The sequence below is a fragment of the Variovorax sp. 38R genome, from assembly GCF_014843395.1.
GTDB classification, from domain to species: Bacteria; Pseudomonadota; Gammaproteobacteria; order Burkholderiales; family Burkholderiaceae_C; genus Variovorax; species Variovorax paradoxus_H.
The window spans coordinates 2,352,113-2,374,443 of the sequence record NZ_CP062121.1; the positions used below are offsets into that span (position 1 = coordinate 2,352,113).

Annotated in this window: 21 protein-coding genes; 13 read left to right on the forward strand and 8 right to left on the reverse strand. The window is 68.3% G+C overall.

Annotated elements, in window-relative coordinates:
• Positions 1-30 precede the first annotated feature (30 nt).
• The 3 genes from IG196_RS10650 (at position 31) to IG196_RS10660 (ending at position 3,653) form a co-directional block, all read left to right on the forward strand.
• Positions 31-969 carry a lytic transglycosylase domain-containing protein gene (locus IG196_RS10650; protein WP_192196111.1) on the forward strand — a complete coding sequence of 313 codons (939 nt, stop codon included), beginning with the start codon at positions 31-33 and terminating at the stop codon, positions 967-969.
• 90 nt (positions 970-1,059) lie between these two features.
• Positions 1,060-3,456 carry a DNA topoisomerase IV subunit A gene (gene parC, locus IG196_RS10655; RefSeq protein ID WP_192196113.1) on the forward strand — a complete coding sequence of 799 codons (2,397 nt, stop codon included), beginning with the start codon at positions 1,060-1,062 and terminating at the stop codon, positions 3,454-3,456.
• Positions 3,456-3,653, forward strand: a complete 198-nt coding sequence (locus tag IG196_RS10660) for a hypothetical protein (RefSeq protein WP_225617000.1) — start codon at positions 3,456-3,458, stop codon at positions 3,651-3,653. The genes parC and IG196_RS10660 overlap by 1 nt, the downstream gene beginning before the upstream one ends.
• A gap of 18 nt (positions 3,654-3,671) precedes the next feature.
• On the opposite strand, the gene IG196_RS10665 is transcribed toward IG196_RS10660, so the two are convergent.
• Entirely contained in the window at positions 3,672-4,643 is a 972-nt protein-coding gene (locus IG196_RS10665) for an ABC transporter substrate-binding protein (RefSeq protein ID WP_192196115.1), read from the reverse strand.
• A gap of 417 nt (positions 4,644-5,060) precedes the next feature.
• On the reverse strand, positions 5,061-6,188 hold the full coding sequence (locus IG196_RS10670; RefSeq protein WP_192196117.1) for an MBL fold metallo-hydrolase: 1,128 nt from the start codon (positions 6,186-6,188) through the stop codon (positions 5,061-5,063).
• A gap of 154 nt (positions 6,189-6,342) precedes the next feature.
• Here IG196_RS10670 and IG196_RS10675 point away from each other — a divergent pair, with 154 nt between their 5' ends.
• Positions 6,343-6,873 carry a cysteine hydrolase family protein gene (locus IG196_RS10675; protein ID WP_192196118.1) on the forward strand — a complete coding sequence of 177 codons (531 nt, stop codon included), beginning with the start codon at positions 6,343-6,345 and terminating at the stop codon, positions 6,871-6,873.
• Here the strand turns inward: IG196_RS10675 and IG196_RS10680 are convergent.
• The 3 genes from IG196_RS10680 to IG196_RS10690 all read right to left on the reverse strand — a co-directional run bounded on the left by IG196_RS10680 (position 6,870) and on the right by IG196_RS10690 (position 10,710).
• Positions 6,870-7,607 carry a metallophosphoesterase family protein gene (locus IG196_RS10680; RefSeq protein WP_192196120.1) on the reverse strand — a complete coding sequence of 246 codons (738 nt, stop codon included), beginning with the start codon at positions 7,605-7,607 and terminating at the stop codon, positions 6,870-6,872. The genes IG196_RS10675 and IG196_RS10680 overlap by 4 nt on opposite strands.
• 73 nt (positions 7,608-7,680) lie before the next feature.
• The gene (locus IG196_RS10685) at positions 7,681-8,832 is read right to left on the reverse strand and encodes an acyl-CoA dehydrogenase family protein (protein WP_192196121.1); all 1,152 of its coding nucleotides are present in this window, start codon (positions 8,830-8,832) and stop codon (positions 7,681-7,683) included.
• A gap of 153 nt (positions 8,833-8,985) precedes the next feature.
• Entirely contained in the window at positions 8,986-10,710 is a 1,725-nt protein-coding gene (locus IG196_RS10690; RefSeq protein ID WP_192196122.1) for a hypothetical protein, read from the reverse strand.
• Between the two features lie 134 nt (positions 10,711-10,844).
• Here IG196_RS10690 and IG196_RS10695 point away from each other — a divergent pair, with 134 nt between their 5' ends.
• The 8 genes from IG196_RS10695 (at position 10,845) to IG196_RS10730 (ending at position 17,563) form a co-directional block, all read left to right on the forward strand.
• Positions 10,845-11,516 carry an amino acid ABC transporter permease gene (locus tag IG196_RS10695; RefSeq protein WP_099796309.1) on the forward strand — a complete coding sequence of 224 codons (672 nt, stop codon included), beginning with the start codon at positions 10,845-10,847 and terminating at the stop codon, positions 11,514-11,516.
• A gap of 31 nt (positions 11,517-11,547) precedes the next feature.
• Positions 11,548-12,201 carry an amino acid ABC transporter permease gene (locus IG196_RS10700; RefSeq protein WP_192196123.1) on the forward strand — a complete coding sequence of 218 codons (654 nt, stop codon included), beginning with the start codon at positions 11,548-11,550 and terminating at the stop codon, positions 12,199-12,201.
• Between the two features lie 64 nt (positions 12,202-12,265).
• On the forward strand, positions 12,266-13,063 hold the full coding sequence (locus IG196_RS10705) for a transporter substrate-binding domain-containing protein (protein ID WP_101492320.1): 798 nt from the start codon (positions 12,266-12,268) through the stop codon (positions 13,061-13,063).
• 27 nt (positions 13,064-13,090) lie between these two features.
• A complete protein-coding gene (locus IG196_RS10710) occupies positions 13,091-13,846 on the forward strand; it encodes an amino acid ABC transporter ATP-binding protein (RefSeq protein ID WP_192196124.1) in 756 nt (251 codons plus the stop codon).
• Positions 13,846-14,589: a sugar phosphate isomerase/epimerase family protein gene (locus IG196_RS10715; protein ID WP_192196125.1), complete on the forward strand. Its 744-nt coding sequence runs from the start codon at positions 13,846-13,848 to the stop codon at positions 14,587-14,589. Before IG196_RS10710 ends, IG196_RS10715 begins: the two co-directional genes overlap by 1 nt.
• Before the next feature lie 10 nt (positions 14,590-14,599).
• A complete protein-coding gene (locus IG196_RS10720) occupies positions 14,600-15,553 on the forward strand; it encodes a sugar kinase (RefSeq protein ID WP_192196126.1) in 954 nt (317 codons plus the stop codon).
• On the forward strand, positions 15,553-16,533 hold the full coding sequence (locus tag IG196_RS10725; protein WP_192196127.1) for a 2-hydroxyacid dehydrogenase: 981 nt from the start codon (positions 15,553-15,555) through the stop codon (positions 16,531-16,533). The genes IG196_RS10720 and IG196_RS10725 overlap by 1 nt, the downstream gene beginning before the upstream one ends.
• A 1-nt stretch (position 16,534) precedes the next feature.
• Positions 16,535-17,563, forward strand: a complete 1,029-nt coding sequence (locus IG196_RS10730) for a LacI family DNA-binding transcriptional regulator (protein ID WP_192196128.1) — start codon at positions 16,535-16,537, stop codon at positions 17,561-17,563.
• Here the strand turns inward: IG196_RS10730 and IG196_RS10735 are convergent.
• Positions 17,529-19,190 (reverse strand): GMC family oxidoreductase, encoded by a 1,662-nt coding sequence (locus IG196_RS10735; RefSeq protein WP_192196129.1) that lies wholly within the window; start codon positions 19,188-19,190, stop codon positions 17,529-17,531. The two genes, IG196_RS10730 and IG196_RS10735, sit on opposite strands and share 35 nt — an antisense overlap.
• Before the next feature lie 149 nt (positions 19,191-19,339).
• Here IG196_RS10735 and IG196_RS10740 point away from each other — a divergent pair, with 149 nt between their 5' ends.
• A complete protein-coding gene (locus tag IG196_RS10740; protein ID WP_192196130.1) occupies positions 19,340-19,987 on the forward strand; it encodes a response regulator transcription factor in 648 nt (215 codons plus the stop codon).
• Positions 19,988-20,008: 21 nt separating this feature from the next.
• Here the strand turns inward: IG196_RS10740 and IG196_RS10745 are convergent, their stop codons facing one another.
• The gene (locus tag IG196_RS10745; RefSeq protein WP_192196131.1) at positions 20,009-21,106 is read right to left on the reverse strand and encodes an agmatine/peptidylarginine deiminase; all 1,098 of its coding nucleotides are present in this window, start codon (positions 21,104-21,106) and stop codon (positions 20,009-20,011) included.
• Between the two features lie 34 nt (positions 21,107-21,140).
• Positions 21,141-22,187 carry an agmatine/peptidylarginine deiminase gene (locus tag IG196_RS10750; protein WP_225617001.1) on the reverse strand — a complete coding sequence of 349 codons (1,047 nt, stop codon included), beginning with the start codon at positions 22,185-22,187 and terminating at the stop codon, positions 21,141-21,143.
• Positions 22,188-22,331 lie beyond the last annotated feature (144 nt).

Below are 22,331 nucleotides of genomic sequence, written 5' to 3' on the forward strand. Positions count from 1 at the left end.
TCTTTCCTTTCTTTCTTCTTTCTCACACGCATGTCGGTTCTCAAGCGTTCGCTGTGGTTGGCCTTTCTGTTGTGCACGCAGCAGGGGCTCGCGCACGCCGCCGACATCTACGGCTACATCGACAGCAACGGCGTGGCGCACTTCGCGGCCGAGAAGGTCGACGAGCGCTACAAGATCTTCTTTCACGGCGGCCAGAGCTTCGACACCGCCAAGGGCCTGTCGCCGCTGGGCCGCAGCAGCATCAACCGCCGGCTCGACGGCAAGGTGTCGTCGGCTTCGCAGAACCTGCTCGCCATGTTCGAGGCCTCGCCCGGCTACAAGACCGCCAAGTCGGCGCTGCGCGATGCGTCGAGCAAGCACGCCATCGACTACGAACTGCTGCAGGCGCTGGTCGCCACCGAATCGGGCTTCGACGCCAGGGCCGTCTCGCCCAAGGGCGCGATGGGGCTCATGCAGCTCATGCCCGCCACCGCACAGCGCTACGGCGTGGCGACGGACAAGCGCGGCACGATCGAGAAAAAGCTGTTCGACCCGCACATCAACATCGCCGCCGGCTCGCGCTACCTGCGCGACCTGATCGCCATGTTCCCAGGCCAGATCGAGCTCGCCCTGGCCGCCTACAACGCGGGCGAGGGCGCGGTGCAGCGCGCGGGCAACAAGATCCCGAACTACAAGGAAACGCAGAACTACGTGCAGACCGTGCTGCAGCTGTACGCGTACCTGAAACCCTCGGCCGTGACCGTGGGCGGCAACCTGCGCAGCGGCACGGGCAGCAGCGGTGGCGGCAAGACGCCGGGGCGCATCCGCATGGAGATGTCGGTGCCCAAGGGCGGCGCGATCGGCCGCGGCAACATGCCGTCCGAGTCGCCGCGCAACGTGCCGACCATGCCCGAGGTTCCCGAGCTGTCCGACGTGCCGACCAGTGCGGCCGAGCCAGGCGATGCTTCGCCGCCGTCTCCGTTGTCGTGACGCCGAAGACCGCGATGCACCCCCCTTTCACTTTGGGCTGAGCGCACAACGCACGCAGCCCCACGCAACTGTTTTCTTTCTCTCTTCTTCATGGACGACTCTCAACCCCCGCTCGACCTTGCAGGCCCCACCGACGGCGACACCACCCTCACGCTGGCCGACTACGCGCAGACCGCTTACCTCGAATACGCCCTGAGCGTGGTCAAGGGCCGCGCGCTGCCCGATGTGTCCGACGGCCAGAAGCCGGTGCAGCGGCGCATCCTGTATTCGATGTCGCGCATGGGCCTGGGCTTCGGCGGCACCAACGGCACCGTGGGCGCCAAGCCCGTGAAGAGCGCGCGCGTCGTCGGTGACGTGCTCGGCCGCTTCCACCCGCACAGCGACCAGGCCGCGTACGACGCGCTGGTGCGCATGGCGCAAGATTTTTCGCAGCGCTATCCGCTGGTCGACGGCCAGGGCAACTTCGGCAGCCGCGACGGCGACGGCGCCGCGGCCATGCGCTACACCGAAGCGCGCCTGGCACGCATCACCAGCCTGCTGCTCGACGAGATCGACGAAGGCACGGTCGACTTCATTCCCAACTACGACGGCAGCACCGAAGAGCCGCGCCTGCTGCCCGCACGGCTGCCGTTCACGTTGCTCAATGGCGCCAGCGGCATCGCCGTGGGCCTGGCCACCGAAATCCCGAGCCACAACCTGCGCGAAATTGCCGACGCCTGCGTGGCGCTGATCAAGTCGAACGGCAAGCTCAGTGAAGAAGAACTGCTGGCGATCGTGCCCGGTCCCGACTACCCGGGCGGCGCGCAGATCATCAGCGGCGCCAGCGACATCGCCGACGCCTACCGCACCGGCCGCGGCTCGCTCAAGGTGCGCGCGCGCTGGACGATCGAAGACCTCGCGCGCGGCCAGTGGCAGCTCGTGGTCAACGAACTGCCGCCCGGCGTCAGCACGCAGAAGGTGCTCGAAGAGATCGAGGAAATCACCAACCCGAAGGTCAAGGCCGGCAAGAAGGCGCTGAGCGCCGACCAGACCCAGCTGAAGGCCGCAATGCTGTCGATGCTCGACGTGGTGCGCGACGAGTCGAGCAAGGACGCCGCCGTGCGCCTGGTGTTCGAGCCCAAGACCTCGCGCATCAGCCAGGACGAGTTCGCGACCACGCTGCTCGCGCAGACCTCGCTCGAAACCTCGTCGTCGATCAACCTCACGATGGTCGGCATCGACGGCAAGCCCACGCAGAAGTCGCTGCGCCAGATGCTCAACGAGTGGATCGCGTTCCGCGAGATCACCGTCGAGAAGCGCTCGCGCCATCGCCTGAACAAGGTGCTGGACCGCATCCACATCCTCGAAGGCCGGCAGCTGGTGCTGCTGAACATCGACGAAGTCATTGCCATCATCCGCGCGGCGGAAGACCCGAAGGCGGCGCTCATTGCGCGCTTCAACCTCAGCGACCGGCAGGCCGAGGACATTCTTGAAATCCGGCTGCGCCAACTTGCGCGGCTCGAAGCCATCAAGATCGAACAGGAGCTTGCCGGCCTGCGCGACGAGCAGAAGAAGCTCGAAGACATCCTCTCCAGCCCGGCCACGCTGCGCCGCCTGCTGATCAAGGAAATCGAGGCCGACGCCAAGACCTTCGAAGACCCGCGCCGCACGCTCATCCAGGCCGAGAAGCGCGCCGTGGCCGAGGTGAAGGTGGTCGACGAGCCCGTCACCGTGATCGTGTCGCAGAAGGGCTGGGTCCGCGCGCAGAAGGGCTGGGCGAGTGAAAAGGCTGCAGGCAACGGCGGCACCGCGCCCGAGTACAGCTTCAAGTCGGGCGACACGCTCTACGGCGCCTTCGAATGCCGCAGCGTCGACACGCTGCTGGTCTTCGGCAGCGCGAAGGACAAGAGCGTGCGCGTGTACACCGTGCCTGTGGCCTCGCTGCCCGGCGCGCGCGGCGACGGCCAGCCCGTCACCACGCTCATCGAGCTCGATGCCGGCACGCACGTCACGCACTTCTTCGCGGGCCCGGTGGGCGCCTGCGTGCTGCTCGCCAACACGGGCGGCTACGGCTTCATGGCCACCGTCGAGAACATGATGTCGCGCCAGCGCGGCGGCAAGGCCTTCATCGACGTGGGCGAGGGCGAGCAGCTGTGCCGTCCGTCGCTGGTGGGCGGCGCGAGCGGCGCCGAGCCGATGCCGGCCGCCACGCACGTGGCCTGCGCCTCGAGCGGCAAGCGCATCCTGACCTTCGACATCACCGAGCTCAAAAGCCTGCCCAAGGGCGGCCGCGGCCTGACGCTGATCGACCTGGAGGCCAAGGACACGCTGGCCGGTGCGGTGGCCTACACGCGCAGCGTGCGGATCGAAGGCGTCGCCCGCGGCGGCAAGGAGCGCGAAGAAACGCTCGAGATCCGCTCGCTCAACAACGCGATGGGGACCCGCGGGCGCAAGGGCAAGGTGGCCGACCTCGGGTTCACGCCGGCGAGCGTGCTGCGGGTGCTCTGATGCTGGGCGGCATCGACATCAGCATCCTCGGCGTGATCCTCGCCGTGGTCACGGGCTTCGGCAGCTACATCCTGGGGCGCCGCATGCGCGAGAAGCGGCAGGGCAAGCGGCGCGCGAAAGACCGCGCCATCGCGCAGGCCAACGAGACGCGCCAGGTGCGGCGCGCGCGCGAGCGGCGCGAGCAGGAAGGCAAGTAAGTCGGTCGGCGGGAGGGCTCACCAGCCCTCGTAGCCGCCGACGTTCTCGCGCGTCACGAGCTTCGAGGGCAACAGCAGCACGCGTTGCGGCGGTGTCTGGCCCGCCAGGAGCTTCAACCCGATCTCGGCCGCCTGTTGGCCCATCAACGTGGGCGACTGCGTCGCGCTGCCGGCGATCAATGTGGCCGGGTCTTGCAGGCGTTGCACCACCTCCGGTGAGCCGTCCATCGCGGTGATGACGAGGTCGCGCCGCCCTGCGACCCGGGCCGCCATTTCCGCGCCGATGCCGCACAGGTCGTTGATCGCAAACACGCCCGACAGCTTCGGATGGTGCGCGAGCAGTCGCGTCATCTGCTCGACGCCGCCGTCCTTGGTGGCGCCGCCGCCGAGCGCGATCGGCACGACGCGCACGCCGGGCGCGGCGCCCAACGCCTCGCGGCAACCCTTGACGCGGCCGACTGCGGCTGTGTTCGGAGGGCCGTCGATGATGCCCACTTCGCCTTTGCCGCCGAGCGTGCGCACCAGATGTTCACAGGCCAGCTTGCCCGCCGCGCGGCTGTCGGTCACCACGGCCGCATCGGCGCCCTGCACGAGCGCATCGACCGCCACGACCTTGATGCCGGCCGCGCGCGCCTCCGCGACGCGGACGTGGAGGCTGGTCGAATCGACGGGCGTCACGATCACGAGCTGCACGCGCTGGCGGATCATTTCCTTGAACTGCTCGTCCTGGCGCTGCGGATCGAACCCGCTCGACACGACCGTGATCTGCGCGGCGCCGCGTCCTTCCTGGTTCAGGGTCGACTCCACCGCGCGGGCGATGTAGGCGAAGAAGGGGTTGCGCAGATCGCTGACGAGCACGCCGACACGTGGGCCTTTGCCTTGCGGGTTGCCGTGCGTCGCGAGCGTGTTGCCGGCGAGGCCCATGCCGAGAACGACGGCCAGCAGCCAGATGCGCGGGCGTCGTTTCGTGAGCAGGGACGCAAGGGGCATCGTCGAGAGCGGAAGCAGTGAGCGGAATTCGATGATGACAGGTTCGATGCGTCCTGACACCCCTCGCGCAGGTGGTCTGCGGGGCGCTGCCGGCATTCGTGGTGGTTCATGCCGCAAAGCATGCGCCGTGGTGCGCGCGCACCCTTCGAAAGCACTCGAACCAGCGGTCCAAGCGCCCCCGAAGGGTGGTTGCCTCTGCCTCGGTGACGGGGCCTCATGTCGCACCGGTTCCTGTTGTCGTCGTGCTCCCTGTGGCTGCTGCCTTGCAGACGATCTGGCTTCCCCGCCGGCGCCTCCTTCGAGGGAGTCGTCGCGGCGGTGAAGCGATTGAACCGATGGTCAGTTAACCGTCCGTAAACCTTTTAAAAGTGGCGAGAAACAATCGAAATATTCACCGGCGCGTGGAGGATGGCGCGCTCACTTCAGGCCGGCCCACCAACGCACGTTGGTGCGAGCCTGGCCCACCGTCAGCACTTCGCCGATCACCGGCGTCGCCAGGTCGATCTTCTTCGCCTGCGCCAGGTCGGCGATGCGGTCCAGCGGGTCGTGCCAGGTGTGGAAGGCCAGGTCGAAGGTGCTGTTGTGCACTGAATAGAGCGCCTTGCCGCGCAGGTCTTCGAAGGCCTGCACGCTCTGCTCGGGTGTCATGTGCACGCCGGGCCAGTAGGCGTCGTAGGCGCCGTTTTCCATCAGCGCGAGGTCGAAGCCGCCGAAGCGTTCGCCGATCTGCTTGAAGCCCGGAAAGTAGCCCGAGTCGCCGCTGTAGAAGATGCGCTGATCGCCGCTTTGCACCACCCACGAGGCCCACAGCGTGCGGTCGCGGTCGGTCAGTGTGACGGCGCGGCCTGAGAAGTGCTGCGCGGGCGTGGCCGTGAGCTTCACGCCCGCATGCTCGCCGCCTTGCCACCAGTCGAGCTCGGTCACGCGCTCGGCGGGCACGCCCATCTCGACGAGCCGGGCGCGTATGCCCAGCGGCACGAAGTAGCGCTGCACGCGTGTGGCGAGGTACTCGATGGTGGCGACGTCCAGGTGGTCGTAGTGGTCGTGCGAAAGAATCACGGCCTCGATCGGCGGCAGCTGCTCCAGCTGGATCGGCGGCTTGTGAAAGCGCTTCGGCCCGACCCACGTGAAGGGCGAGACGCGCTCGCTGAACACGGGGTCGATGAGCCAGTACTTGCCCTTGAGCTTCAGCAGGTGCGACGAGTGGCCCAGGCGCACCACATGGTTGGCGTCGGCCGCGAGCGCGTCGAGCGACTGGGGCGTCAGCGCGCGCACCGGAATCGGGTCGACGGGCACGGTGTCGACCTTGCTGCCGACGATGAAGCGCGACCAGATGCGCCAGGTGCTGGCGGCGGGCAGCAGCTCGGGGTTGGGCATGTTCTGGAACACGCCGCCCTTGAACTGCGGCGATTTGTCATAGGGCGTTTCCCCGCCGCCGGCGCTGCTGCAGCCGGCCACGAAGGCGCAACCCGCCGCGGCAAGCACCGCACTGCGGCGCAGCAGTCGGGGGAGATAAGCGCCTTGCGAACCCGAGTCGTCAGCCATGAGAAAGCCTTCTTGATGTGTGTTGGTCTTGAGGCGCGAGACTAGCGGGAGTCGGCCTTTCAATGGTTTCAGCGACAGAAACATTCGGCGCGCGGGGGCAATCCGCGGGCCGGCGGCATACTCCGGCGATCCACGGCTACAGCCCTTCATTGCCATGAAAACTGCCATCCTCGTCATCGACATGCAGCGCGGCCTTTGCGACGATCCGCCCCGGCCGTACGAATCCGAAGTGGTCATCGGGCGCATCAACGCGCTCACGGCACGCGCCCGCGCCGCCGGCGTGCCTGTGGCCTTCGTCCAGCACGAGAACGCCATCGACCTGGAATTCGATTCCGAGCGCTGGCAGCTGGCCGATGCCTTGCAGGTGACGCCAGCCGACGCGCGCCTGCGCAAGACCACGCCCGATTCGTTCCTGCGCACGCCGCTCGAAGCCTGGCTGTCGGGGCAGGGTGTGCAACGCGTGGTGGTCTGCGGCTATTCGTCGGAGTTCTGCGTGGACACGACGGTGCGCCGCGCCGCCGCGCTGGGCTACGAGGTGGTGCTGGCGGCCGACGCCCACACCTCGCACGACAAGCCGCATGCCAAGGGCGCCTTCATCCGCGCGCACCACAACGCGACGCTGGCGGACATCACGAGCTTCGGCGTGCCGATCCGCGCGGTCGACAGCGCGCAGATCGTTCTCTAAGGCATGCGCCCGGTCGCCAGAGCATGGGCCCAGTCGGGCCGTCCGTGCTTCAGCGCCAGCGCCGACATGGCCGTGTGGTCGTAGGGCACTGAAACCAGCCGGGCGGTCCAGCCACCCTCGCGCTGCTCGGCGATGGCATAGCGCGCATTCGGCGAACCCGTTTCGACCGCATGCGGATGCGGATGGATGTCGGCATACGCCGGCAGGCCGACGCTGCCCGGGTTGACGATCAATTGCCCGCTGGAAGCGTGCACCGCGCGTGGCACATGCGTGTGGCCGCACGCGATCAGTTCGGCCTCGACGTGGCCGAGGCGCGCATCGATCTCCGGCAGCGTGGCCGCGCGAAAATTCGCGGGCTCCACGGTCTCCAGAAAGTATTCGAGATCGCTGGCGGGCGTGCCATGGCAGAGCACAACCTCAGGGCTGAAGCGAAGGTGCGGCACCAGCGACGCCATCCATTCGAATTCCTTTGCACCGAGCCGCGCATGCGCGAACGCGTCGGACGGGCCGCGCCCTCCGGCCGGCAAGGAGAGAAGCTGGCGTTCATGGTTTCCGGCCAGCTGAACCCAGTCCTGCGCCATCAGGAATTGCGCGGTCTCCAGCGGCATCAACGGGCCGGAGAGGCTGTCGCCCAGGTTGACGATGGCATCCGCGCCGCGGCGGGCGATGTCCTCGACCACGGCTTCGAGCGCGGGGAGGTTTCCGTGGATATCGGAGACGATGGCAATGCGCATTCGCGGGCCTTGGGCATGGAGCAGGATGGGCGCGATCTTAGATCGCGCGTCTGCCGCCCGTGTCGGCCCGGTGTCACCCCACGAGCTTTCGCGCGATCAGGTCCTTCATGATCTCGCTGGTGCCGCCGTAGATGCGCTGCACGCGCGCATCGGCATACATCCGCGCGATCGGGTACTCGACCATGTAGCCGTAGCCGCCAAAGAGCTGCAGGCACTCGTCGGTCACCTTGCCCTGTTGCTCGGTGCACCAGAGCTTGGCTATGTAGGCGGCTTCCTGGTCGAGCGTGCCGTCGACCATGCGCTGGATGCAGTCGTTGACGAAGGTGCGCACCACGTGCGCGATGGTGGCGCACTCGGCGAGCTTGAAGCGCGTGTTCTGAAAGTCGAACACCGTCTGCCCGAAGGCCTTGCGCTGCTGCGTGTATTGCACCGTCAGCTCCACCGCACGCTCGATCACCGCGGCGGCCGGCACGCACAGGAACAGGCGTTCATACGACAGCTGGCTCATGAGCTGGATGAAGCCGTCGCCCTCCTTGCCGCCGAGCAGGTGGTCGGCCGGAACGCGCACGCCGTCGAAGAAGATCTCGGCCGTGTCCGATGCGTGCTGGCCCAGTTTTTCGAGCCGCCGGCCGACGCGAAAGCCCGGCAGGTTGTCGGTCTCGAGCACGACCAGCGACACGCCGCGGCTGCCCGCCTCGCCGGTGCGCACCGCCACCACGAGCAGGTTGCCCGTGAAGCCGTTGGTGATGAAGGTCTTGGCGCCATCGATCACATAGTGGTCGCCGTCGCGCCGGGCACGGGTGCGCAGCGCCTTCAGGTCCGATCCGCAGCCGGGCTCGGTGAGCGCGATGCCGGCCAGCATCTCGCCGCTGGCCAGCTTCGGAAGCCAGCGCATCTTTTGCGCCTCGGTGCCGTAGTCGAGGATGTAGTGCGCGGCGAGGTTGTGCACGCCGGTGTTGGCGGGAAACTCGGCCTTGGCCAGTTCGTCCTGCACCACCATCTGGTAGGCCGGCGAGGCGCCTGCGCCGCCATAGGCCTCGTCGACTTCGGGCAGCAGGAAGCCCATTTCGCCGAACGGACGCCAGACCTCGCGCGGAATGAAACCCTGGCGGCGCCAGCCGTCCAGGTGCGGCGAAAGCTCGGCCGCGATGTAGCGGCGCGCCTGCTCGCGAAAGGCGTCGATTTCTTCGTCCATCCAGCGATGGCGCAAGAGTTGTGGAAGCATGGGGTTGTCTCCGTCGGACCCGCGAAGGCAGGGTCTCTTTGTGAGTGCCCATGGTAGGAATCAACGATGCCGCAGCGCGAGTGCGCATCGCATCGTTCCGATGGCAAAAGACCTCAGTTCTTCACGCGGGCGCTGCGTCGCGGCGCCGAGGCGTCAGTCCGAGCCTGCCCGCCACACCCGCGCGAGCGCCGCCAGCTTGCCCCGCAAACTCAGCTTGTCGTTCGACAGCGCATCGATGAAGTCCGACAGCCGCTGCGACTTCACCATCGTGTAGATCGTGAGCCAGGTGGTGAAGGTGAACACCACGCCGAACCAGATCGCCTTGCGCCACAGCGGCGCGTCGGCCTCGGCCAGCAGGTTCATGCCGAGGAAGCCGGTCGTCACGGTGCCGATGAGGCCGAACAGCGTGACCACCGTGAGCCGCACGACGGTGCTGGCTTGCCGGCGCAGGCTGTCGGCGTCGAGGTACGTGTTCATGTCGGCGATGCGCGCTTTCACCTCGTCGTACAGCGGGTCGAGTCGCAGGTGCGTGGCGCACATGTGCGAGAGCGCGCGCACCTGCGCCTGCTCGGAAATTTCGTGGAACCAGTAGCGGTGCGTGAAGCGCAGAAAGCGCTCGAAGCTCGCGCGGATGGCGCGCTTGAACTGCTTCACGCTCGGCGTGTTGCGGATGTCGAGTTGATTGAGCGCCTCGACCAGCTGGTCCGAGAACATCAGCAGCGAGGCCTTCTGGAAATGCGCGATGAGGAACAACAAAAAGTGCTGGTGCCTGAACTGCGCGAGCACGCCGCGGTCGCGGCAGCAGAAGAACTCGGAGCGCGCGTCGCCCACGACGATGAGTGCGTGGCCGTTGCACAGGTAGCGCGTGTTGGGCGCGGCGCCTGCGTTCACCCAGAAGCGGTCGTAGCAGTAGGTGTGCTCGAAGTCGGCCAGATGCTGCTCTGCGTAGGGCAGGTGGGCGTCGGCCCCGCCCGCGCCCGTGACGAGCGCAAGCCGCACGAAGTCGTCACGCGTGAGACGGCGCGGATCGTCGAGCGACAGGTAGGCCATCACCGGCATGCGGTAGTACTCGATCTGGCGGTAGCGCAGGACACCGGGGTCGTCCGAATGGTCGCTCACGAGCGGCTGCATCAGGTAGGCCCAGTGCGCCGCGATGCGCGGTGCGCGGTGCTGTGCCACGTGCGACAAAAAGGCGTCGCGCTGCTGCGCATCGGAGGCGGCGAGCACGCGGCCGTCGGCGCCCAGCCACTCGACGCTGGCCATGCAGTGCAGGGCGGCGCCGTCGGCCTCCCAGCCCGAAGGGTAGGCGCGGCCGAAGCGATAGAGGATGTCTTGCGCCTGCGCGAGGCTCAGGTGGTCGGTGCCGACTTCGAGGTTGAGCAGCACCACGTCGATGTCGAAGAAGAAGTACAGGTCGCAGTGAATCACGTCGAGCGTGACGGGCGCCTCGCCGGGCCGCGCCACCAGCCGCACGGACGCGATGTCGCGGCGGCGGAACACGCGCATCGGCGAGTCGCCGTCACTGCTGCTGCTGCTGCTGCTGCTGCTGCTGCTGCTGCTGCTGCTGCTGCTGCTGCGCGATCGGCCTTCGCCGTACAGGAAGCGCTGCACGTACGGCAGGAAGCTCACGAACTCGTTGTAGTGCCGTTCGTGAAAGCGGCCGCTGTCGCCGGTGTATTCGTCCACCTCTTCGCGCCACGGCGAGGCCTCGCCCATGTCGCGCAGCACGTGCCAGGGGCCGTGGTGCGAGGGCGCCGCGCCGGGCGCCGGCACGAGGCGCAAGGGCCAGAGCAGCGCCTGCCGGAAATGCTGCACGACGGGGCTGTCAGCCGGGGTGCTTGCCGTGGAGGAAGTTGAGTCCGCGTGGGGGTTCGGCATCGCGCCAGTGTAGGCAGACGGGTGGGTCAAAACGCCCACCTAGGGGAATCCCTAGATTGCGCTGAAACCGGTTTCATTTAAGCTGCAAGCATTCCTTTCAGGGTCCGTGCACGGCTTCCCGTGCGCGCTCCACCATGAACTACCAGTTCCAATTCGAAGCCGTCTTTGCCGCCTGGCCGCTGCTGCTCAAGGGCACGTGGATCACGGTGCAGCTCTCGCTCATCGCCACCCTGCTGGGGCTGGTTGTCGCCATTTTTTGCGCCTGGGGCAAGACCTCGGGGCCGGGCTGGCTGCGCTTCATCGTCAATGCGTACATCGAGGTGATCCGCAACACGCCGTTCATCGTGCAGTTGTTTTTCTTCTTCTTCGCATTGCCGGCCATCGGCCTGCGCTGGTCGCCGCAAACGGCCGCGCTGGTGGCCATGGTGGTGAACCTCGGCGCCTACGCCACGGAGATCATCCGCGCGGGCATCGAGTCGATTCCCAAGGGGCAGATCGAGGCGGGCCGCGCGCTCAACCTCAAGCCCTGGGAAATCTTTCGCTTCGTGATCATCAAGCCCGCGCTGAAGGCCATCTACCCGGCGCTCACGAGCCAGTTCATCCTGCTGATGCTGAGCTCGGCCGTGGTCTCGGTCATCTCGGCCGACGACCTGACCTCGGTGGCCGCCAACCTGCAGTCGCAGACCTTCCGCAGCTTCGAGATCTACATCGTGGTTGCTGCCATCTACCTCGCGCTGGCGCTGGCCTTCTCGGCCATGTTCAAGCTGATCTACAAGCGCACGCTCAACTACCCGGACCGCCGGTAACTGACTGACCACGACGGACGGAGCACACACCATGCGCACCTTCGGTTTTCCCGAATTCCTTTTCATCCTCGAAGCGGCCAAGTGGACGCTTGCGCTGTCGGCCATCGCCTTCGTCGGCGGCGCCATTCTTGGGCTGGCCATCGCGCTGATGCGCACGTCGGAATCGACGTGGGCGCGCGCCGTGTCGACCACCTTCATCCAGATCTTCCAGGGCACGCCGCTGCTGCTGCAGCTGTTCCTGGTGTTCTTCGGCGCGCCGGTGCTGGGGCTGGACATCAACCCGTGGGTCGCCGCGGGCGTGGCGCTCATCCTGAACAGCGCGGCCTTCCTCGGCGAAATCTGGCGCGGCTGCATCCAGGCGATTCCGCGCGGCCAGTGGGAGGCGGCGCAGGCGCTCAACCTCAAGTACGCGGCGCGCATGCGCGACGTGGTGCTGCCGCAGGCCTTCAAGATCGCGCTGGCGCCCACGGTGGGCTACCTGGTGCAGATCATCAAGGGCACATCGCTCGCAGCCATCATCGGTTTCGTCGAGATCACGCGCGCCGGGCAGATCGTCAACAACGCCACCTTCCAGCCGCTCATCGTGTTCTCGGTGGTGGCCGCCATCTACTTCGTGATCTGCTGGCCGCTGTCGCTGCTCGCGGCGCGCATGGAGCGCAAGCGCGCCCTGGCGCTCGCCCGCTGATCCCCGCACTTTTTTCGCTTTCCCTTTTCTCGTCGCTTCCTTTCTTTTTCAGGAGACACATTCCATGACCCGTTCCACCACCCGCCGCGTTGCGCTCGCCGCCCTGGGCCTCGGCGCCGCCCTGACCGTGTTCGCGCCCTTCGCGTCCGCACAGACCGTGGCCGACATCAAGAAGAAGGGCGAGATCACCATCGGCATGCTGGTCGACTTCCCGCCCTACGGCACCACCGACGCGAAGAACCAGCCCGACGGCTACGACGCCGACGTGGCCAAGCTGCTGGCGAAAGACTGGGGCGTCAAGGCCAACATCGTGCCGGTCACCGGCCCGAACCGCATTCCCTTCCTGCTGACCAACAAGGTCGACCTGCTGGTCGCTTCGCTGGCTGTGACGCCCGAGCGCGCCAAGCAGGTGCAGTTCTCGCAGCCCTACGCGGCCGCGACCATCGTGCTGTACGGCGCGACCAAGACCTCGATCAAGGCCGCTGGCGACCTCAAGGGCCTGCGCGTGGGCGTGGCCCGCGCTTCGACGCAAGACGTGGCCGTGACCAAGGCCGCACCCGAAGGCACCGAGATCCGCCGCTTCGACGACGACGCCTCGGCCATGCAGGCGCTGATCTCGGGCCAGGTCGATGCGATCGGCTGCTCGGTCACCGTGGCGGCGCAGATCGCCAAGCGCGTGCCGGCCAACACCTTCGAAAACAAGTTCACGCTGGTGCAGCAATCGATGGGCATCGCGATGCGTCCGGGCCAGGAAGAGCTGACCAAGGCCGTGAACGAATTCGTGCAGAAGAACACCGCCAACGGCGAGCTGAACAAGCTCTATCAAAAGTGGCTGCAGGCCGACCTGCCGAAGATGCAATAAGCGAAAGCGCTTGAAGGGAATCCTGGCATGACGACGGAATCGATCATCCGCATGGAAGCGGTCAACAAGTGGTACGGTGAATTCCAGGTGTTGACCGGCATCGACCTGTCGGTGCGCCAGGGCGAGCGCATCGTGATCTGCGGGCCTTCGGGCTCGGGCAAGTCGACGCTCATCCGCTGCATCAACCGGCTCGAGACGGTGCAAAAGGGCCGCATCGTGGTCGACGGCATCGACCTCACGGCGGGCGGCAAGAACGTCGATGCGGTGCGCGCCGAAGTCGGCATGGTGTTCCAGCAGTTCAACCTGTTCCCGCACCTCACCATTCTGGAGAACTGCACGCTGGCGCCGATGCGCTCGCGTGGCATGACCAAGGCGCAGGCGGAAGAGGTGGCCATGAAGTACCTCACGCGCGTGCGCATTCCCGAGCAGGCGAAGAAGTACCCGAGCCAGCTCTCGGGCGGCCAGCAGCAGCGCGTGGCGATTGCGCGCGCGCTGTGCATGGCGCCCAAGATCATGCTGTTCGACGAGCCCACCTCGGCGCTCGACCCCGAGATGGTCAAGGAAGTGCTCGACACCATGATCGGCCTGGCCGAAGACGGCATGACCATGCTGTGCGTGACGCACGAGATGGGCTTTGCTCGCAGCGTGGCCGACCGCGTGATCTTCATGGCCGACGGCAAGATCGTCGAGCAGGCGCCGCCGCAGGAGTTCTTCGGCAACCCCAAGGACGAGCGCACGCGCCAGTTCCTGGGTCAGATTCTCAGCTCGCACCAAGCCCACTGATGGCCTTCGAAGTCCTGATTTCTCTGTCGTCCTTCGGTGCGGCCGAGGTGGGGCGGCACGGCCAGCTCTGGTGTTCGCAACTCTCGCGCGCGGCAGGTGCCGATTCGGTGGAAGTGCGCGGCGAGATGCTGCGCGACGCCGAGGCCGAACTGCCCGCGTTGCACGGCCTCGCATCGGTCTACTCCAGCCCCGAGGGCCTGTGGGCCGAAGGCGGCTGGCTCGACAGCGCCGCGCTGCAACGCGGCATCGCCGCCGCCACGCGCGTGGGTGCGAAGCGGCTCAAGATGGCCATCGGCGACTTCCAGCCCTCGTCGCACGGCTCGCTCTGGGGCCTGAAGGCCGCGCTGGCCGAGACCCGCGTCGAACTGCTCATCGAGAACGACCAGACCGTGCGCGCCGGCACGCTGGCCGCGCTGCAGACCTTCTTCGACGTGGCCGACCGCGCCGGCGTGCCACTCGGAATGACCTTCGACATGGGCAACTGGCACTGGCTCGGCGAGTGCCCGTTGCAGGCCGCGCAGGCGCTCGGCCATCGCGTACGCTACGTGCATTGCAAGGGCGCGCAGCGCCTGCCGCACAAGTGGGTGGCGGTGCCGATGGGCGACTCGGTCGCGCCGTGGCGCGCGGTGCTGCGCGCACTGCCGGCCGACGTGCCGCATGCCATCGAATACCCGCTCGTGGGCGACGACCTGCTGGCCATCACCCGCACGCAGATCGACTTCATCCGCGCCGCACGGGCGTAGGAACACACACATGACGGAACCCACCGCTTTCGATGTCGCCTTGTTCGGCGAAGCCATGCTGCTGTTGGTGGCCGACCGGCCCGGTCCGCTCGAAGACGCCCAGTCGTTCCACAAGCGCACTGCGGGCGCCGAGACCAACGTGGCCATCGGCCTGTCGCGCCTCGGCCTCAAGGTCGGCTGGGCCAGCCGCCTGGGCACCGATTCGATGGGCCGCGCGTTGCTGGCTGCAATGCGCGCTGAAGGCATCGACTGCTCGCACGTGATCACCGACGCGACGCAGCGCACCGGCTTCCAGTTCAAGGGCCGCGTCACCGACGGCAGCGACCCGCCGATCGAATACCACCGCAAGGGCTCGGCCGCGAGCCACATGGGCCCGGCGGACGTCGACGAAGCCTGGCTGCGCTCCGCGCGCCACCTGCATGCCACCGGCGTGTTCGCGGCCATCTCCGAGACCAGCCTGCAGGCGGCGCTCAAGACCATGGACGTGATGCGCGCCGCCGGCCGCACGATCTCGTTCGACACCAACCTGCGGCCTACGCTGTGGTCGTCCACCGAGACGATGCGCCACTGGGTGAACGAACTCGCATCGCGCGCCGACTGGGTGCTGCCCGGCATCGAAGAAGGCCTGCTGCTCACGGGCCACGACAAGCCCGAAGACGTGGCCAAGTTCTACCGCGAACGCGGTGCGAAGCTGGTCGTCGTCAAGCTCGGCGCGGCGGGTGCGTACTACGACAGCGACGTGGCCGGCACCGGCCATGTCGACGGCTTCCCGGTGAAGGAAGTGATCGACACCGTGGGCGCGGGCGACGGCTTTGCCGCCGGCGTGGTGAGCGCGCTGCTCGAAGGCAAGCGCGTGCCCGACGCGGTACGCCGCGGCGCCTGGATCGGCGCGCGCGCCGTGCAGGTGCTCGGCGACACCGAAGGCCTGCCGACGCGGGCGCAACTCGAAGAAGCGGGGCTCTGATGACGAAGAAGAATGTGCTGGTGTTCCGGGCGCTGCCCGAAGACCAGCTGGCGCGCCTGCAGGCCGTGCACCACGTCACCGTGGCCGATCCGCGCAAGGAACCTGACGCCTTTGCCGCTGCGCTCGCCACCGCGAATGGGCTGATCGGTTCGAGCTACAACGTCGATGCCGCGCTGCTGGATGCGGCGCCGCAGCTCGAGGTGATCTCGAGCGTGTCGGTCGGTGTCGACAATTACGCGCTGGCCGAACTGCACCAGCGCGGCATCGTGCTGTGCCACACGCCCGATGTGCTCACCGAGACGGTGGCCGACACGGTGTTCGCGATCCTCATGGCCACGCAGCGCCGCGTGGTGGAGCTGTCGAACCTCGTGCGCGAAGGCCGTTGGACGAAGAACATCGGCGAAGAATTCTTCGGCACCGATGTGCACGGCAAGACGCTGGGCATCCTCGGATTCGGCCGCATCGGCCAGGCCGTGGCGCGCCGCGCCGCGCTGGGCTTCGGCATGCCGGTTCTCTATCACTCGCGTCGCGCGGTCGACCTGGCCACGCAGGCGCCCGAGCTGCAAGGCCGCGCCACGCACACGCCGCTGGACGACCTGCTCGCGCGCGCCGACATCGTGCTCGCGATGCTGCCGCTGACCGACGCGACGCGCGGCATGATCGACGCCGCTTTCTTCGCGCGCATGAAGCCGGGCGCGTCGTTCATCAACGGTGGCCGTGGCGCCACCGTGAACGAAGCCGCGCTGCTCGAAGCGCTGGACCACGGCACCTTGCGCGCCGCCGGCCTCGACGTGTTCGCGAAGGAACCGCTGCCGGCCGAGTCGCCGCTGCGCACGCACCCACGCGTCACGCCGCTGCCGCACATCGGTTCGGCCACGCACGAGACGCGGCATGCGATGGCCGAGCTGGCGACGACCAATCTGTTGCAGGCGCTGGCGGGCGAGAAGCCCACGGCACGCTACGACACCGCCGCCGCCTGACATGAAGCCGACTGGCCGCGCCACCATCGCCGACGTCGCCGAAGCCGCCGGCGTCTCCAAGGCCACCGTCTCGCGCTTCCTGAACCACCGCGAGCGCCTGCTGAGCCCCGACATCGCCACGCGCGTCGAGGCCGCCATCGCCAAGCTGGCCTACTCGCCGAGCCCGATGGCACAGGCACTGAGCCACGGCCGCTCGCGGCTCATCGGCCTCATCGTGGCCGACATCACCAACCCGTACTCGGTGGCCGTGCTGCGCGGCGCCGAGAAGGCCTGCCAGGACGCCGGCTACCTCGTGATGCTGTTCAACCTCGGCAACGAGAGCGAACGCGAGCGCGAGGCCATCAATGCGCTCGCGGGCTACCAGGTCGACGGCTTCATCCTCAACACGCTGGGGCGCGGCAGCAACGTGGTCGATGCGGTCACGCTGCACGGCAAGCCCGCCGTGCTGGTCGACCGCCGGCACACGGGCATGCACACCGACTTCGTCTCGCTCGACAACCACGCCGCGATGCGCGACACCTGCGGCCATCTGGTCGAGGGCGGCTACCGCGAGTTGCTGTACGTCACCGAGCCGCAGAAGGGCGTCAGCTCGCGGCGCGAGCGCACGGCCGCCTTCGGTGCTTGCGTGGCGGCGCACGAGGCGCGCGTGGCGGGCGAGGTCTTCGAATCGGTCGAGGGCGAGAACGACGCGCTCGACGAGGCCTTGCGCGCGCTGCGCCAGCGCGCCAAGCGCGGCCGCCGCGCGGCGGTGGTCGCGGGCAATGCCGTGGTCACGCTGCGCGTGGCGCAGGCCATGGCGCGGCTCGACTGGCGCTTCGGCGCCGACCTGGGTTTCGTGGGTTTCGACGATCCCGAATGGGCCTCGCTCATCGGGCCAGGCCTGAGCACCGTGGCGCAACCCACCGACGAGATCGGCCGCGCCGCGGCCACCTGCCTCATCGAGCGCCTGCGGGGGCTCGACGCGGCGCCGCGTCAGCTGCTGCTGCCGGGCGAACTCATGGTGCGAGGCTCATCGACGGCACAGCCGTAGCGGGTTCCGCGAAGGCGTCAGGCCCGCGCATCCAGCCGGCCGCGCGCTCCGCGATCATGATCGTCGGCGCATTGGTGTTGCCGCCGATCAGCGTCGGCATCACCGAGGCATCGACCACGCGCAGGCCCGCGATGCCGTGCACGCGCAGCTGCGGATCGACCACCGCCATCGCATCGACGCCCATCTTGCAGGTGCCCACCGGGTGGTAGATGGTGTCGGCGCGTGCGCGGATGTGCTGCTCGAGCTGCGCGTCGGTGTGGGCGTCGGCGGTGTAGAGCTCGCGGTGGCGGTACTTTTCGAGTGCGGGCGAACGCATGATCTCGCGCGTCTTCTTCACGCCTTGCAGCAGCAGCGCCATGTCTTCCGGGTCGGCCAGGAAGCGCGGGTCGATGCGCGGTGCCGAGTCGGGGCTGGCGTCGGTCAGGCGCACATCGCCCCGCCCCTTGGGGCGCAGCACGCACACGTGGCACGAGAAGCCGAAGCCCGCATGCAGCTTGCGTGCATGGTCGTCGGTGATTGCGATCACGAAGTGCAGCTGCAGGTCGGGCCGGCGCAGTTCGGGCGACGACTTGATGAAGGCGCCGCCTTCCGCGAACGGCGTGGCGACCAGGCCCGTGCCGTCGCGGCGCCACTGGTTGATGGCTTTCAGCAGGTGCAGCCCGCCGACCGGGCCGATGCCGAACATGTCGGTCTGCTTCGACTTGTAGGCGACGATGAAGTCGCAGTGGTCCTGCAGGTTCTGCCCCACGCCGCGCAACGCATGCCGCACTTCGATGCCGTGGCGCGCGAGTTCGTCGGGGTCGCCGATGCCCGAGAGCATCAGCAGCTGCGGCGAGTTGAAGGCGCCGCCGCACAGCGCCACTTCGCGGCGCGCGCGAATCGTTTCGACGTTGCCGCCACGCCGCACCTCGACACCCACCGCGCGCCGGTCTTCGAGCACCACGCGCAGGGCCTGCGTGCCGGTCAGCACCGAGAGGTTGGGGCGCTGGTCCATCACCGGGTGCAGGTAGGCCGCGGCGGCCGAGCAGCGCTCGCCGTTCTTCGCACCGCCGTGGAACTGCGTGACCTGGTAGAGCCCCGCGCCTTCCTGCTCGGGGCCGTTGAAGTCGTCGTTGCGCGGAATGCCGCACTCGGCGGCAGCGCGCACGAAGGCCTCGCTGAGGGCGCGCGGGCTTTGCTGCTCCGCCACCTGCAGCGGGCCGTCGGCGCCGTGCAGCGCGCTCGCGCCGCGCTGGTTGCCCTCGGCGCGCAGGAAGTGCGGCAGCACCTCGTCGAAGCTCCAGCCGGCGCAGCCTGAACGAGCCCAGTCGTCGTAGTCCTCGCGGTGGCCGCGCACGTAGAGCATGGCGTTGATCGCGCTGGAGCCGCCCAGACAGCGCCCGCGCGGCTGGTAGCCGCGGCGTCCGTTCAGGCCGGGCTGCGGCACGGTCTGGTAGGCGTAGTTGTTGATGCGCGGGCGGCCCGGCAGCATCGCCACCACGGCGGCCGGCGCCCGCACGAGGATGCCGCGACCGTCGCCGCCGGCCTCGATCAGGCAGACCGTCACCGACGGGTCTTCGCTCAGGCGCGAGGCCAGCGTCGCGCCGCCCGAGCCGCCGCCCACAATCACGTAGTCGAATTCCGCCATGGCATCTGGTCCTTCTTGTCGTTGGATGTTGGGAGCGCCGATGTGTGCACGGCATTGTGGCCAGCGACCCCGGGGTCGCGCCCAGCGGGTTTCCCCTGTTGGCCACGGGAAACCGTGGGGCAGACGCCGGTTGCGGCCAAAATCGGCGGATGCCCGCCACCATCCTGCTGATCGACGACCATGCGATGTTCCGCGAGGGCCTGTTCCTCGCGCTGCGCGAGGCCGAGCCCTCGATGACCGTCGCCACGGCCCGCAACGGCGCCGAGGCGCTCGAGGCGCTTTCGACCTTGCCCCGGCTCGATGCAGTGATGACCGACTACTACCTGCCCGACCTCGGCGGCGCGGCCCTGCTGGCCGAGCTGCACCGGCGGCGCAGCGGCCTGCGCATCCTGGTGCTGTCGGCGTCCGAAGACCCGCATGACATCGACACCGCGCTCGACGCCGGCGCGCAGGGCTTCGTGCACAAGTCGGCCGACAGCCAGCAGCTCATGGACGCGCTGCGCCGCGTCATGGCGGGCGAGCAGAACGTGGTGCAGGCCTCGCCGGCAGGCGCTGCCATGCTGCCCGTGCTGTCGACGCCGACCGATGCGCTGAGCACGCTCACGGGGCGGCAGTCCGAGGTGCTGCAGCTCTTGTGCGAAGGGCTGCGCAACGCCGAGATCGCGCTGCGCCTGGCGACCAGCGAGAAGACGATCAAGGCGCACATCTCGGCGATCTTCGGCGCGCTCGGCGTGACCAGCCGCACGCAGGCCGTGATTGCGGCGCGGCGCGCGGGGATGCTCGGGCGCCCGCGCTAACCAGTCAGCGCCGCAACGCCGTCAGCGCGGCTGCTGCTGCGTCGTGCAGTGGATGCCGCCGCCGCCAGCGGCAATGGCGTCGATGTCGAGCTGCACCACCTCACGCTTTGGGAACAGCTCGCGCAGCAGCGCGCGGGCGTTGCCGTCGGCGCGTGCATCGCCGAACTGCGGCGCAATGACGGCGCCGTTGCAGACGTAGAAGTTGATGTAGCCCGCCGCGAATTCGTCCGACTCGAAGGTGCTGCGCACGGTCTCCGGGCCGCGCAGCACTTCCACGCGCAGGCGCTGCCCGCGTGCGTCGGTGGCTTGGCGCAGGATCTCCAGGTGGCGCCGGGTCACGGCGTGGTCGTAGGAGTCGGGGTCGTCGTCCAGGCCCGCGACCACCACGCCCGGCGCGGCAAAGCGCGCGTAGAAATCGGTGTGGCCGTCGGTGATGTCGTGGCCCGCGATGCCGGGCAGCCAGATGATCTTGCGCAGGCCCAGCAGGCGCTTCAACTCGGCTTCGCAGGCCTCCTTGCGCAGGCCGGGGTTGCGGTTGGCGTTGAGCACGCAGCTCTCGGTGATGATGGCCGTGCCCGCGCCGTCGACCTCGATGCCGCCGCCTTCGAGCACGAGCCGCGTGCGCAGGCGCTGCACCTCGGCGGCGTCGGTCACGTATTCGGCCACCTCGGCGTCGCGCGCATGCGATTGCTTGTTGCCCCAGCCGTTGAAGTTGAAGTCGACGCCGGCCCACTCGCCCGCGCCGTTGCGCACGAACACCGGGCCGGTGTCGCGCATCCAGAGGTCGTCGACCGGCTGCACCTCGAGCGTCACGCGGTTGCCGCACAGCCGCGCGGCCATGTCGTGCTCCTGCTCGCGCACCAGCAGGTGCACGGGCTCGAAGGCGGCGATGGTGCGGGCGATCTGCGCCAGGTGCTCGCGCGCCGGCTTCAGCAGGCGCCGTCCCCAGACCCGTTCGCTGGGGCCGAAGGACATCCAGGTGGCGCGGTGCGCATCGCCCTCGTCGGGCATGTGCCAGGTGTCGGGGGCTGCGGCCGTGGCCGTGGCGACCACGCCCAACGAGGCCAGAGGGGCCAGGCTCAGGCCGTGCAGCAGGCGGCGGGTCAGGGGAAGGTGCATGTCGGTCTCCGGAATCAGGGGCGGGGGCGCGGCATCACGCCGGCTCTTGCTGGGTCGTGCAGTGGATGCCGCCGCCGCCCGCGGCGATGGCGTCGATGTCCAGCTGCACGATCTGGTGGCTGGGCAGGTGCGCCGCCAGCGCCGCGCGGGCTGCGCTGTCGGCCACGGCGTCGCCGAACTCGGGCATGAACACGGCCTTGTCGGTGAGGAAGAAGTTGACGTAGCCGGCCGCAAAATCCTTGCGTGCATAGGTGGGGCGCACCTGGCCAGGCGTCTTCAGCGTGACGATCTGCAGGGGGCGGCCGCGCGCGTCGGTGGCACCGGTCAGCAGCTCCAGGTGGCGGCGCGTGACGGCGTGGTCGAAGGAGGTCGGGTCGGTGTCCAGCGCCGCCACGACCACGCCGGGCTTGAGGAAGCGGGCGTAGAAGTCGGTGTGGCCGTCGGTGATGTCGTGGCCTGCGATGCCCGGCAGCCAGATGATCTTGTCCAGCCCCAGCATGCGCTTGAGCTCGACCTCTGCATCGGCCTTGCTGACGCCCGGGTTGCGGTTCTTGTTGAGCACGCAGCTCTCCGTGATGAGGGCCGTGCCCTGCCCGTCGACCTCGATGCCGCCGCCTTCCAGCACCAGGCTGCTGCGCAGCAGCGGCACGCCGGTGAGCTCGGCCATGCGCGCCGCCACCGTGGCGTCGCGTGCATGGGGCTGCCGGTTGCCCCAGCCGTTGAAGTTGAAGTTCACGGCCGCGCGCTCGCCGCGGGCGTTGCGCACGAACACGCAGCCCGTGTCGCGCATCCAGAGGTCGTCGATGGCGTGTTCGATCAGGTGCACGTTGGAGCCGCACAGTTGGCGGGCCGTGGAAACATCCGCGGGGTTCACCAGCATCTTGACCGGTTCGTAGACGCTGATGGCATTGGCGATGCGCGCCAGCGCCTGAAACACCGGCTGGCGCATCTCGGCCGTCCAGATGGATTCGCGGGCCGCGAAGGCCATCCACACCGCGCGGTGGGCGTCGCCTTCGTCGGGCATGCGCCAGCCGGACGAGGGCGCCGGCGTCGGGGGCGGTGCGGGCGAAGGGGTCGGCATGGGCACGGGGAAGGGCGGCAGCATGCCGCTACCCCCACCACCGCCGCCACCACAAGCGGTCACGAGTCCACCGAAAAAGCCCAGGCCGCTCAGGCCGAGAAGAGTGCGTCGCGTTGTCATTCGAATCAGGGTTACTACTAGGAA